This window comes from Pedobacter sp. B4419, assembly GCF_059693725.1.
In genome coordinates this window covers 2,429,734-2,444,043 of sequence record NZ_JCASSL010000001.1, presented here as the reverse complement: position 1 = coordinate 2,444,043, position 14,310 = coordinate 2,429,734, and the positions used below count along the sequence as shown (strand labels likewise).

The window sequence follows — 14,310 nt, the reverse complement described above, 5'->3', positions numbered from 1 at the left end:
TCGTTTATTGCTAAACAGAGGGGTTTTTTATTCAGAGTAATTAAAAATGAAAATTAAAACCAATGCTCGGATTAAATGAGCTGGTTGCAAAGGTAAATGATTCGGTTGTACGCGGGTTGGCATTTTCAGTTGCGTCTTTAGGCTTCGTTTTGTTATAGTTAACCAAAGGGAAGCTAAATTCTATAGCCCACTTTTTCGAAGGAAAAAAAGCAAAGCCCGGAGATAGCGCTGCACCATAAGAAGTAATTTTGTAACTTTGCTCTGAAATTGGGAGTGCTGGAATGCTGTATTCTATTTTATTTTCAGCCTTGCCGAAACCTATGCCTACATTAAATTGGCCAAAAAACTTAAACTTATCAGCTACATCAATATATTTTCTTAAAAATGGCTCGATACTGAAAGTATGTTGCTTAGCAGTTTGTGTGCCATTAATCACGGTACCTGAAGTAGCGAATATAGAGTTGTAGCTATTTTTACTCTGCGTGTAACCAATGCCCAAGCCAATAGCCAGGTTGTCTGCAACAAAATAGCCAAAACGAGGCATGATTGAAAATGATTGTGTTTTGTCGGTAGAAGTGGTATTTGAAGCAAATTCGGATTTACCATCAGCTTTGGTGGATGCAAACCCAATTGTACCATTGATCAAACTCTTGCCTTTTTCGGTTTGTGCGCTTACACTAAACCCGATGGCGCATAAGGCGGCCATGATGAGTAATTTAGATTTCATTTGTGTGTTTTTTGTGTTGATCAAGTTTAGGCATAAAAAACGAAAAACAACTATAGATGTAGTTTAAAAATAGTTAACTCGTTGTAAATGAGTTTAAAAATTTTCGAACGTTGTTCCTTGATCACATCTTCGAAGACAAAAATGAAGTTAAGCTTGGGATTATTTAATTACGATTTTGAGTACCTTGAAGCCAAAATTTCCTTGTGTATCGGTTCCCTCCAGCCATGCCGTATAAGTTCCTTTCTGGTCGCTAGAAAAGAAATGCGTATGCGCTTCTCCATTTTTATCGGTTACCAAATTTGGCGCCCAATAAATGGTCGATCTCAGGTCAGGAGTTTGATTGGTTTTGTTAGCTGCGGTATATTTTGGGTTATAAAAAATCTTATTGTCGCCATAAGACAAGGGCTTGTAGATGTACATATTGGCTGCTTTTTTAAGAAAGGGACCAGATCCGGTTTTGGTAGTTATCTCTATAAATACATACTCGGTCTCGTCCATCGGATGCAAAAACTCCATACGGTATTTGCCCGCATTACGGGGATTTTTCATGATTTCTATTCCCTGCACATCTTCGGCTGAATAATAGTCGAGGTAGAACTTAATGAAGTTGTAATGGGCATTATAAACGGGTTCTCCACTAGGCGAGTAAAAGAAATCTACATCAACGCCGTCAATTACAAGTTTAACAATGGCAAAATTCACCATAAACTCTTGGATGTTCGACTTACGCCTAACACCCATCCTAAAGCCTTTTACGTTTTCTTCGAGTACATTCAACAGGGTTTTCTTGTTCAATTTATCTAGATCTGCTTCAGATAAAGTTTGATCAGCTTCGCCAGGACCATTCAGGTTTTTAGAGCGTTTCACCACTTTTTTTCCTGTAATTTTTACTTCGCGCAAGCCAATACCGCTACCACGGTAAGTGTCGACCTTTCTTTGGTTGGCGATCAATTGCTTAGCTGTGCTATCCGTTTGTTCGGGTTCGGTAATAATTTGTTGCTTTGGTGGCGCAATGGCAATAGGAGGGCGCTTAAATTCATTCATTTCGATACCCAATGTACCCCTGTTGCCTTTTGCATTAAGCGCCTGGATCAAAAAAGACAGGCTATCCATTACTGGAAAATTTTTAAAGACAAATTCGCCTTTGTCGTTCGTAACCGTATCCATCAACATCAGGCCTTTGCGTGTACTGAGCAAGGTAATTTTTCCTTTAGCAATAGGCTTGTTGGTAATGTTGGTTACTTTGCCACTTACGGTAAATTCATTTTCAGCCTTAAAAACAGGTTTTTTATTCAAATCCCATTGGTAACTTACCCAGCCTTGCGTAAGCATCAGGGCTTCTAGTTCTTCGTGGCGCTGTGCATCGGTATGGTTAAAATAATAGCCTGGATTTTCTATTTCACCTTTTAAATCGGAGCTCATCAATAAATAGCTTAAGATATTCTCATCATTGAGGCTGTCTTTTTTTACTTGTCCATCATCCGTAACGGCTAAAGAAAAAGAACCAGAAATAGGCTTCCCGCTTTGGTCTGTTATTTTTAGATGAATAGGAATACTGTCTCTAAGTGTATAGCTTTCAGCTCCGGCATACAATTGTACCTTGAGTTCATCGTGGTGGTTGATAAAGAAATTTCGCTCATTTAGGATTTGTTGTTGCCCGTTTTGGATCAAAATCTGTGAAACACCAGTAGGGAAGATGCTCTTGGCCAAACGGATATTTTTATAAGTGGCATTTGGCTTGAGTTTGGCCAGAAAACACAATACGCCTCTCGATTGTCCTAAGATCGTTAATTCTTGATTGGGCAGGTCTGAAAGAATGGAAATACTGATAGAGTCGCTGCTGAAACTGTTGTTTATTTTTAAGGTTACGCCATTAGCTTGTATTTTGGGCAAAGCCTGACTGCCACTGCCCATTGCCGATTTAAAGTTAGCGGTATAGGTCTCACCAATTTTTGGCGTAAAATCAAGGTAGCCCATTCCTCTATTACTGGAAGTAAAAGAAGCTACTTTTTGTTGCTTTGAATTAACGATCTCGCCTTCAACACCTAAGCCCTTGCCGTTAATGTCAACTGCCTTGTAAGCCAATTTCTGTTGCCTGTCGGCTATCCAAGTACCACCTTCAGGCAAAAACTGTAAATCGACTAATGGTTTCTTGGCAATGTTTGTCTTATTAGCTTTTGGACCCTGAGCTTTGGCCACATCCACGGCTTGGGTGCTGGCTGCAGGAACGGCAATATCTAAAACCTGAATTTCTTTTTTGAACAAGAAAGCATCTCCAAAGTTCTGCATCCAATTGGTATAGGCCCTAAAAACATAAGTGCTCGGTTCGTATTTATTGGGATCTAAGGCAAAACCGCCCCAAGTTAAGCCATATTGAGTAGGCAGGCTTACGGTTTGGATAACTTGCCCATTCTTATTGATGGTTTCTACATAGACCAAGGCGCTTGTTGCCGAATAATTAAGCAGACTGGCGTTGATTAAATAGCCTTTAAACCAAATGGTATCGCCCATGGCATAAACCGATTTGTCTAGCTGCATGTATATTTTTTCTCTCGGAACAGCCTTTCGTACGCTATCGTACTGCACCATTTCCTTGTATTTGACCTCTTGGGCTTGGCTCGATAAATTAATGAAGAATAATAGGAGAGGGAGGAGGAGACGGCTAAATTTGGTCATGGTTGTTGGCTATGTACAAAACTAAAATACAAATTGTTTGGCATTTTCGGTAGCCAACAAAAAAGCCCCGATAAATTATCGAGGCTTCTTTGAATATATGGAGGATTTTAATCCGCTTTTTCGTTTATAAAAACAAACTGATGGTCGAACATATCCAATTTGATCTTACTTTCCTTATCTACAGTTCCGGCTAAAATTGATTTAGACAGTTCGTTCAAAATCCTTTTTTGGATTACACGTTTTAGCGGCCTAGCACCAAATTGCGGATCGTAACCTAATTCGGCTAGCCAATCCAAGGCTTCTTCGCTCGCTTCTATGGTAATGCCCATTTCGGCCAAGGTTTGCTGTACCTGTTTGAACTGCAGGCTTACAATATTCCTGATTTCATTTCTGTTTAACGGAGTGAACATGATCAGCTCATCAATACGGTTCAGAAATTCTGGACGAATGGTCTGCTTCAAGAGCTCGAACAACTCGTTTTTGGTTTTGGCAATTACCTCGTCTCGGTTCTCGTCGTCCAGCTTTTTAAAGTTATCTTGGATCAAGTGCGAACCAATGTTCGAAGTCATGATGATGATCGTGTTCTTAAAATTCACCACACGGCCTTTGTTGTCGGTTAAACGGCCATCATCTAGTACCTGCAACAGGATGTTGAATACATCGGGATGTGCCTTCTCAATCTCGTCTAACAACACTACCGAATAAGGTTTGCGTCTTACTGCTTCGGTTAGCTGACCGCCTTCATCGTAACCCACATAGCCCGGAGGCGCCCCAATCAATCGCGAAACGGCATGTCTTTCCTGGTATTCGCTCATGTCTATCCTTGTCATGGCGTTCTCATCGTTAAATAAGAACTCGGCCAAGGCTTTTGCCAGCTCCGTTTTACCAACGCCGGTGGTGCCCAAGAAAATGAACGATCCAATCGGCTTGCGTTTATCCTGTAAACCCGCACGAGAACGGCGAATGGCATCAGAAATGGCTTCAATAGCTTCATCCTGGCCAGCAACACGTTTGTGGAGCTCGTCTTCCAAATGCAAGAGTTTTTCGCGTTCGCTAGCTACCAGTTTGGTTACCGGAATGCCTGTCCAGCGAGCCACTACACCAGCAATATCATCGGCAGTTACTTCTTCTTTAAGCATTCTGCTATCGCTTTGCTGGCTTTCTAAATCAGATTTTAGTTTCTCAACTTTGTCTTGTGCCTCTTTGATTTTACCATAACGAATTTCGGCCACACGACCATAATCGCCTGCGCGTTCGGCTTGCTCAGCCTCTAATTTATATTGTTCAATTTGCTCCAGCTCATTGTTTACTGCATCCACCAAATCTTTTTCACCTTGCCATTTGGCTTTAAACTCATCGCGCTCGGCCGAAAGGTTCGCAATTTCTTCCGAAAGCTCTTTTACCTTTCTATCGTCTTTTTCGCGTTTAATAGCCTCGCGTTCAATCTCCAAACGCATAATCTCACGGTCTAAGGCATCTACATGCTCTGGAACGCTGTCCATTTCCATGCGAAGTTTCGAAGCGGCCTCGTCCATTAAATCGATGGCCTTGTCAGGCAAAAACCTGTCGGCAATATAGCGTTGCGACATTTCTACGGCTGCAATAATAGCTTCGTCTTTAATCCTTACTTTGTGGTGGGTTTCATAACGTTCTTTTAAGCCACGCAAAATAGAAATCGCATCCTGGGTATCAGGCTCATCTACGGTTACTTTTTGGAAACGACGCTCTAAGGCTTTGTCTTTTTCCAAATATTTTTGGTATTCATCTAAAGTAGTAGCACCAATGGCACGCAATTCGCCACGCGCCAAGGCTGGTTTTAAAATGTTGGCAGCATCCATGGCACCTTCGCCACCACCTGCGCCAACCAAAGTGTGGATCTCATCAATAAACAAGATGATATCGCCATCGCTTTGTGTTACCTCTTTTACTACGGCTTTTAAGCGTTCCTCAAATTCGCCTTTGTATTTGGCACCTGCAATCAATGCGCCCATATCTAAAGAAAATACGGTTTTCGATTTCAGGTTTTCAGGAACATCGCCTTTGATGATTCTAAAGGCAATACCTTCGGCAATGGCTGTTTTACCCACGCCAGGTTCACCAATTAAAATAGGATTGTTTTTGGTTCTGCGCGAAAGAATTTGGATTACACGTCTGATTTCTTCATCGCGGCCAATTACCGGATCAAGCTTGCCACTTTCGGCGTACTCGTTCAGGTTACGGGCGTACTTGCCCAATGCCTGATAGGTAGCTTCGGCATTTTGATCGGTTACGCGACTGTCGCCACGCAATTCGGTAATGGCTTTTTTAAGGTCTTTTTCGGTTACGCCCTGCTCTTTCAATAATTTTGACGTAGAGTCGTTAGCGGCCAATAAACCTAATAAAATATGTTCTACAGCTACAAATTCGTCCTTAAATTCTTTTAAATAAGATTGGGCTTTTTGTAGGGCTGAATTGGCGCCCGACGACAAATAGATATCGCCACCAGAAACCTTTGGTAATTTCTCTATAGCTGTGCTGAGGTTTTGCTCAACCACGTTCAGGTTTACGTTGAGTTTCTTTAAAACATAAGAAACCACGTTTTCATCAACCGATAACAGACCTTTTAACAGGTGTGCTGTTTCTATAGCCTGCTGTTGGTTGCCTTGCGCTATTTCTGAAGCCTTTTGAATGGCCTCTTGTGCTTTAATCGTAAAGTTGTTGAAGTTCATGTTTCCTTTAAATCAAAACAAATGCCATTGGCATTTTGCTTTGCCAATCGGAAATTTTGTCGGTAAGTTTTGGTTTTTGTTGACTAATTGTCTGTAAATTAGTGTTTTATGCTGAAATTTTGTCTGCTTTTTTAAGGAAAATATAAGATGCGATTAGTGCGCCGACCATGCATTGAAAGGCAATTGCTATTGTAATGCTGATGATGTGATAAAATGAAGCCCACTCTGCATCTCTATATTTAAAAAGTAGCGATGAAAAATCTAATACTTCTGAAATAAGACAGCTTATTCCAATCAATACGAACGACTTCCCAAATAAGGTTTTGATCGGTGCGATTAGGTTCGTTTTTTTGAGGTAATAATAGGCAATAAAGGCAGTTATTGTGGTAAAAACGACAAAACTGATTCCCGTATATATGATCGAAATAAATTGAACTGTGTCTGATTTTGAAGTATCTATCCAGCCAGTTGAATAAAGCCCGTTGATGAGTGCACCTAAAATTGTACCTGCAATTTGTAAGATGCAAATGGATTTAAGTACATAAAAAGTCCTAAAAGATGTGATTGTTTTGGCCTGTTTGCTTCGATAGTGAAACAGGAGAAATAAAAATGAAGTTAAGGGAATGGAAAGGGCCTGGCTATAGCTCAATCCAGCGATAAAAGAGGTACTGCCAAAAGTTTCATTAAAAAATAAAAGGGCATTGATTACTAAGCAAATGGTTGCGCATATCCATGCTATTACTTCAATAACAGTTTTTTTTGCCCAAAAATTTACAATGGCCAATACCAGGCCCAAAATGTAAATGAATAGCGGTATGATGATAATGATCAGGTAAATTCCCATAATGAAATGATTTTATAATGCCCAAAATACAGCTTTTAAATGGATTAACCGATGCTTATTTAAGCACAAGCAAATGATCGCCAGCTGGCAGCCTAATCAGGCCTGCATTAATCAGCTTGCCATTTAAATAGACCTTTTGTTCCCTTACCATCGGGATATTGATACTTGCCTCGGCATTGGCAGGGATCACAAAATGATAAGTTACCCCATGTCCGTTTTTCTTCCAGCTAGATACAATCTTCCCATAGGGACTATCGTGTGTGGCTTCGAAGCTGTCTAAGCCTTCAACCACTTGTGGCTGGAGCAGAATGTGCTTAAAGCCGGGCTGTTTTTCGTCGGGCTTGATGCCGCCTAGCGATTTGTACCACCAGGCACCAATTTCGCCAAACATGATGTGGTTGAGCGAAATATCGTTTTTAGATTGGATGTTCCAGTTTTCATACAAAGTAGTTGCGCCATTCTCAATCCACCAGCCCCAGCTCGGAAAAGTTCTTTGGCTGGCCAATTTATAGGCAAAATCCTCAAAACCATTGTCGCTTAACGCCGATAAAATAGCTTTGGTGCCCAGCAAACCCACGTCCAAGTGGAACTGATCTGCCTCTACTCTTTTGGCCAGGTTTTCGGCCACCCGATGTTTGAGGTCATCAGGAACAAGACCCCAAAACAAAGGCACGCTCTGCTCGGTTTGTATGCCCGAACCATAAATACCCGTTGTACGATTAAGGTATTTGGCATTAAAGGCATTTTTGATCTTGGTAGCAAGGACCATATATTTTTGCTCATCGGCAGTTTTGCCCAAAATTTTGGCGGTCTTGGCTAAAATCAGGGCATCGGCATAGTAATAGCAGGTAGAAGTCAATTCAACAGGCGAAGTAGATTTTACAGGCACCCAATCGCCCAATCCCCAAGAAGTCAATCCAGTAGGATAGGTTTCGTCGATATGGTTCACGTAGCGACGGATGTTATCGTAATTATCTTCCAAGATCTTTCGATCGCCATAAAACAGGTAGATATTCCAAGGAATAATAGCAATCGTACTGGTCCAATCAGGTCCGTTCCCCCATTCGTAGCCCCAGCCATCGGTAGGAATAATCGATGGCAAAACACCGTTGGGTTGTTGTTCATCGCGATGGTCGGCCAACCACTTTTCATAGATCGTAATGCCGTCAAAGCCATATAGCCCGGTTTCTATGGCAATCTGGGCATCTCCAGTCCAGCCGTTTTTCTCACGTTGTGGACAATCTGTTGGATAGCCAAAAAGATTAGACAGGTAAGAATTATTGGTGGCAAACTGTAGCTTTTCAATAAACGGATCGCTGGCTTTGATACTGCCGGCCACAGGCACGTCGCTATGCATAAAATAGCCCACCAAATCTTCTTTTGCCAACTGGATAGGGGAACTGCTGCTTACTTCTACATATTGAAAGCCCTTGTAGTTGAAATGCGGCATAAAGCTTTGTTCGCCTTTGCCGTTTAAGATAAGGATATCGGTTTGGAAGGGATCTTTATCATCAGTTGGACGATAATGTACGTCGATATTAGACAAGTCAACACGTCCATTTGGGTAAAGTCTTTCTCCATGTTTTAATTTAACTACTGTTCCGGCAGGACCAGTGAGCTTGATTTTACTGACGCCAGAAATATTGCGCCCCAAATCAAAGACATAGGTTGTGTCGTTAAATTTTTGAAGGTTTTTAGCCTTGATTTCTTCCACATTTCTTACCGGATGCATGGCTTGGGCCACAATACGCGATGAAGGCGCTGAACGGAAATTTACATTTTTCCATTTGCTATCGTCGAAGTTAACAGTGTTCCAGCCAGGCTGCTCTAAACGAGAATCATAATGCTCAGCCGTGTAAATGCTGTTGAAAATGACAGGCCCGAGATCGGTTTTCCAGTCTTTGCCCGATTTGATCGTTTCTACGGAGCCGTCAGTGTATGTAATGCGTAAATCCAAACAAAAAGTAGGCCTATTGCGCCATGGCGCACGGTCAAAATACCATACTGCGGTTGATTGATGATTGTACCAACCATTGCCCAGCAGTACCCCAATTGCATTTTTCCCATTTTGGAGCTGTTGGGTTACATCGTAGGTTACATATAAGTTACGCCTATCAAAACGTGTATACATCGGGTCGAGCCTGTGGTTGCCTATTTTTTGCCCATTAAGGTAAAGTTCGTACAAGCCTGCTGCTGCAATGTAGGCCCTGGCCGATTTGATTTGTTTTTTGGTTTCGAAAACCTTCCTGAAATAGGGGGCAGGCTTAAGCTTGATGTTTTCGTTATCGGCAATCCAAGCGCCTTGCCAATTTTTCTGGTCTATCATGCCCATTTCGAAACTGGCAATTTTTGCAGTGCCAGATTTAGATTGGTTTTGATCGGCTAACTCGATCCTCCAAAAATATTTAGTAAAAGGTTTTAGTAATGGCCCCGCATAAGATTTTAGTGATGCACTGGTCTGCAACCATCCTGTGTTCCACAAATTGGCTTTGCCCTGTACCAAGGCCAGCGAATCGGTGCCTACCAATAAACGAAAGGCAGTTTGTTTGGCACCAATCCTCGAATCGGCCATCTGCCAAGTAAAGCGAGGGTTTGGGTTGTCTAATCCGATCGGATTAACCAAGTATTCTGTTTTTAGGGCTGTGGGCGTAAAGGATTGTGCATGAGTATGGGTAAACCATCCCAAACAAATCAAAAAAGAAGTAGCGCTTAATAATTTTGATGCCATTACAATAGGTTATTTCTAACTAAGGTATTAAAATTATATGGCGAAAGAAACTGCTCTTCTATTTAACTAATGCTTAAGTTGTTTAATTCTCAGCGTAATCTTATATTTAAGAACTATTAACCAGCTTGTTATGAAAAAATCGCTTCTCTTCATCATCATTGGTGTCCTCCATTTGCTTGTTCTCGGTGCTTTTATGGCCAAAGACGATCTGCTCAATGCTTTATTGGAGAAACTGGAACGCTTTACTGCCGACAGGCCTCAGGAAAAAGTGCATTTGCATCTGGACAAGCCTTATTACAGCATTGGCGATGATCTTTGGTTCAAGGCCTACGTAGTAAACGCTGAAGAAAATAAGCTTTCGCTGCTGAGCAAAGTGCTGTATGTGGAACTGGTTGACGAAAGCGATTCGGTTAGAAAAACGCTGACATTGCCGCTAGAGAATGGACTGACCAACGGAAGCATTAGCTTGGCCGATTCGACCTTTAATGCCGGCACCTACCAGATCAGGGCTTATACCAACTGGATGCGCAATTTTGACGATTCGTTCCTGTTCAGGAAACAGGTAATGATAGGCGATGCATTAAATGAAAAACTGCTGGTAAAGGCCAAGTTTGAAATCAGTCCCAAAAGCAACGAAACTTTGCTCAAGGCGGCGGTTTCCTATACACAATTGGATAAAGAGCCTCTGCGGAACCAACAGGTCGAATACGAGCTGCGCTATAAAGCCGATAAGCTTTTCGCAGGCAAAGGCATGACAGATGATAATGGCGAATTGATTATTAATTATGCGCTTAAAAAGACCTATCCGGTTAACGAACTTTTATTACATACTTCCATTGACCGAGGCAAAGGCGATAAGATAACAAAAATATTGCCTGTGGTACAAGCTACTCAATCTATTGACCTGCAGTTCTTTCCTGAGGGCGGAAACCTGATAGAAGGCCTGCGCTCAAAAGTCGCCTTTAAGGCAATTGGCGGAAATGGATTTGGGATAGCTGTAGAAGGCTTTATAGAAGACCAGAATCACCAAAAAGTGGCAACTTTCCAGTCGGAGCATTTGGGCATGGGACTTTTTGCCCTTACTCCAGAAACCGGTAAGCAATACACGGCTGTTGTTACAAAAGACGGCCAAGAGAAGCGCTATGCCTTACCTGTTGCACAAGCCAATGGCTATGTGCTGAACCTAAGCCACCTGGACGATGAAAACCTGCTGATGCGGATCAGTGGCAGTTCGGCATTGCTCAATAAAGAAATCATTGTTGTCGCCCAATCGAACGGAGTGGCGAAGTATACGGCCAAGATCAAAGTAGACAAGGAAACTGTTTCTTCTAAACTGCCGAAGAACCTGCTGTCTGATGGTATTGTACAGTTTACCTTGTTTTCTGAGGCAATGGTTCCATTGGCAGAGCGATTGGTGTTTATCCATCAGCAAAAACCCTTGAAAGTAGATTTGGTAAGCGATAAGGAAAGTTATGGCAAAAGGTCGCCCGTAAACCTGTCGCTGAAGGTAGAAAATGAAAAGGCAGAAGGCATGGTAGGCAGTTTTTCCGTTGCCGTGGTACATCAGGACAAGGTGGGGCAGGCTGAAGACGGGGAAATGAGCATTTTATCCAACCTGCTCTTAACCTCGGACTTGAAAGGAAATATCGAAAAGCCGAACTATTACTTTACGAACATTAATACCGATAAAACAAGGCAGTTAGATATGTTGATGCTCACGCAAGGCTGGCGCAGGTTCAAGTGGAGCGAAATTCAGGAAAGCAAAAAGCCGGATATCAGGTTTTTGGCAGAGAATGGCCCAACCTTAAGAGGTACCATCACTACTTTGGGTAATAAACCGATTCCTTTTGGGAAGATCAACCTGTTTGTGCCTAGCCAGTTCCTGCTGATCGATACCGTGGCCGATGCCAATGGCCGTTTTGTTTTTGACAACCTTGATTTCCCTGACAGCACTTCGTTTATTTTGAGGGTTAAAAACGCTAAAGACCGCAACAATGCCAAGATTGTGATGGACGGCAAAGAGCCCTTGAAGCGTTTTGCATTTGCCACTGCCGATGAAAGCACATTGACTGATGTGTTTGTCAACTACCTGCAGCAAAGTGAGAAAAGATATGTAGAGATGAGCAAATATGGGCTAGTGAATAAAAAAACGATCGTGCTCAACGAAGTAGAAATCAAAGCGCAGAAACATCCGCCCATCTTTCGTTCTGAGTTTCCGAGACTAGCAGTGCCCGACTACACTTTTACACCCGAAAAGCTACAGAGCTCAGGGAATATTGCCAACCTCATGCGAGGCCTTAACCGAGTTAACATTAAATTAGATATGCAGGAGGGGTATCATTTTTATGGTTACTATAAAGGAAAAGAAGGAAAGATGTTGGTTTTGTTAGACGGACAACCTTTATACGATTTAAGCGGAATTGCACCTAGCGCATTGGCTGGCGTGCAGATCATGGCTGGAGGCGATCAAGCGGCAAGTACGGGATTGGTTTATCAAGGATTGATTATGGATCCAAAAAAACAAGGAGATCCAAAATTTGGCATCGTTTTTCTAACATTAGAAACCCGGAGAACGAAATACAATACCACACCTCCTTCAGGCCTTGGCCGTATGAAAGCGGGATACAGCCTTGTCAAAGAGTTCTATTCGCCCAATTATGAGGCCGAAGACAAAGACAAGCCGATGGCTGATTTACGATCAACTATTTATTGGAAGCCAAATTTGATAACCGACGAAAAAGGCAGTGCCAGCATGAAATTCTTTACAGCTGACGAGCCAGGAAAATATTTGGTTACCTTGGAGGGCGTAGCGTTGAGCGGACAGCTGGTAAGAAAAAGCTATAGCTTTACAGTAAAATAAAAATGCCCCTCAATTTTGAAGGGCATTTTGAAGATTATTTCTTGCTTTGGCTATTAACCAAGTATTTCTTTTAATCTTTTGGTTTGGTGATCTGCCAGTTTCTGTAAAGGGCCTGAAGCTAACATTTTCATCATCATGTTCAAATCGGCCGAAATAATGTGTGAAGCTGTAGTGCCTCCATTTGCGTTAGGGGCAACCGTCCATTTTAATTCTACATCAAAAGGTGCCTTTTCTGTAGGAATGGCAACAATCTCGCTGTTCGGAACGCGATTAGAAATTTTGATGGCCAATTTTGCCATGTTTTGGATGGTAAAACTCGCTTCATCAGCCGTAGACGACCAATTATAGATGTTATCAGGCATTAATTGTTGGTGATTGTTTAAATCCTCCAAAAAATTATAAACCTTATCTATTGGCAGATCTAGTTCAACGGTACTTTCAATAATGGTCATATTCTGTTTTTCTTTTAGGTGTCGAAAAATCGTACCAAAATTTTACTCTGCGTTAATTGCAATGTCCTTGCCCCATGCTGATGGATTTTCGCGCCACTTGTTCAATAAATTGATCTCGTTTTGGGCAATAAAACCATGTTCAGCGGCATAGTTGATCAATGTAGGGTAGTTAGACAGGGTAGAATAACGGCATTTGGCATCTGCAAAATTCTGATCAGCCTGATCAAAGCCATAGGTGAAAATAGCAACCAGGCCTGCTACTGATAAACCAGCGCCACGCAAAGCCTCTACGGCTTGCAAACTGCTTTTTCCGGTCGAAATCAAGTCTTCAATTACTACTACGCGTTGGCCTTCTATAATTTCGCCTTCAATTAAACTTCCTGTGCCATGTTCTTTGGCTTTAGAACGAACATAGATAAATGGCAAACCTAATTCTTGGGCAACCAAAACGCCTTGTGGAATACCGGCAGTGGCTACGCCTGCAATTACATCAACAGCTCCATACTCTTCCTGGATCAGTTGTGCAAGCTTTTGACGAATATAAGTTCTAACAGCAGGATGCGACAATGTAATTCTGTTATCGCAATAAATAGGGGATTTCCAACCCGATGCCCAAGTAAATGGATTATTAGGTTGTAATTTAATTGCTTTAATTTGTAATAAAAATTCAGCTACCTTTAATTCAATATCACTTTTATTATACATGGCCCAAAAATACAGAATTTATATTAACGATAACACCTTGTTTATCGCAGATACTGTGCCCAGACAAATAGATAAAATTCAACAGCTTGACTCAGAGGGCTTTGATTTTCCAACATTTTACAGAAACTTGAAAAAGAGCAAGCAGAAAAACTATATCCTGGTGAGCAAAAAGCCTAAGGAATTGTTTCAGGCGATCAAGAAAAAGCTCACCATCATTAAAGCTGCCGGTGGTTTGGTAGAGAATGCCAATGGAGAATTCTTATTTATTTTCAGAAATAAAAAGTGGGATTTGCCAAAAGGAAAGGTAGAAAAAGAAGAAAAAATAAAAACTGCTGCAGTTAGAGAGGTGGAAGAAGAATGCGGGGTTAAAATAGAGAAACGCGATGACCGGCTCTGCAAAACCTATCATGTTTACGAACTGGGCAGCAAACTGATTTTGAAACGCACCAGCTGGTATAAAATGTGGGTAAAAGGTGCTCCAAAGCTTATTCCCCAAAAAGACGAAGGAATCACTAGTGCAGTTTGGGTAAATCCATTAGGAGTGCAAAGCAAGATCAAGAATACCTACCCCTTGATTCTAGATGTGCTGAAAGCCGAAAACCTGATCTAG

9 protein-coding genes are annotated in these 14,310 nt (G+C 41.8%); 2 read left to right on the top strand and 7 right to left on the bottom strand.

Translation table 11 applies throughout. The annotated features are described in order from the left end of the window. Positions 1–40 precede the first annotated feature (40 nt). The 5 genes from AC570H_RS10135 to AC570H_RS10115 all read right to left on the bottom strand — a co-directional run bounded on the left by AC570H_RS10135 (position 41) and on the right by AC570H_RS10115 (position 9,683). Entirely contained in the window at positions 41–727 is a 687-nt protein-coding gene (locus AC570H_RS10135; protein WP_497354307.1) for an outer membrane beta-barrel protein, read from the bottom strand. A gap of 159 nt (positions 728–886) precedes the next feature. Next, positions 887–3,403 (bottom strand): carboxypeptidase-like regulatory domain-containing protein, encoded by a 2,517-nt coding sequence (locus AC570H_RS10130; RefSeq protein WP_497354305.1) that lies wholly within the window; start codon positions 3,401–3,403, stop codon positions 887–889. A 107-nt stretch (positions 3,404–3,510) separates the two neighbouring features. After that, positions 3,511–6,111: an ATP-dependent chaperone ClpB gene (gene clpB / locus AC570H_RS10125; RefSeq protein WP_497354303.1), complete on the bottom strand. Its 2,601-nt coding sequence runs from the start codon at positions 6,109–6,111 to the stop codon at positions 3,511–3,513. A 106-nt stretch (positions 6,112–6,217) separates the two neighbouring features. Further along, positions 6,218–6,895, bottom strand: coding sequence for a hypothetical protein (locus AC570H_RS10120; RefSeq protein WP_497354301.1), 678 nt, complete (start codon positions 6,893–6,895; stop codon positions 6,218–6,220). A gap of 115 nt (positions 6,896–7,010) precedes the next feature. After that, a complete protein-coding gene (locus tag AC570H_RS10115; protein WP_497354299.1) occupies positions 7,011–9,683 on the bottom strand; it encodes a glycoside hydrolase family 78 protein in 2,673 nt (890 codons plus the stop codon). Positions 9,684–9,813: 130 nt separating this feature from the next. Here AC570H_RS10115 and AC570H_RS10110 point away from each other — a divergent pair, with 130 nt between their 5' ends. Beyond that, entirely contained in the window at positions 9,814–12,543 is a 2,730-nt protein-coding gene (locus AC570H_RS10110) for a carboxypeptidase-like regulatory domain-containing protein (RefSeq protein ID WP_497354297.1), read from the top strand. A gap of 53 nt (positions 12,544–12,596) precedes the next feature. Here AC570H_RS10110 and AC570H_RS10105 read toward each other — a convergent pair whose 3' ends face one another. Together AC570H_RS10105 and pyrE are read right to left on the bottom strand one after the other, a co-directional pair. Further along, complete coding sequence (locus tag AC570H_RS10105) at positions 12,597–12,995, bottom strand: SRPBCC family protein (RefSeq protein ID WP_497354295.1); 399 nt, start codon at positions 12,993–12,995, stop codon at positions 12,597–12,599. A 42-nt stretch (positions 12,996–13,037) separates the two neighbouring features. Beyond that, entirely contained in the window at positions 13,038–13,700 is a 663-nt protein-coding gene (pyrE, locus tag AC570H_RS10100) for an orotate phosphoribosyltransferase (RefSeq protein ID WP_497354293.1), read from the bottom strand. On the opposite strand from pyrE, the gene AC570H_RS10095 reads away from it, so the two are divergent. Next, positions 13,699–14,310 (top strand): NUDIX hydrolase, encoded by a 612-nt coding sequence (locus tag AC570H_RS10095; RefSeq protein ID WP_497354291.1) that lies wholly within the window; start codon positions 13,699–13,701, stop codon positions 14,308–14,310. The genes pyrE and AC570H_RS10095 overlap by 2 nt on opposite strands.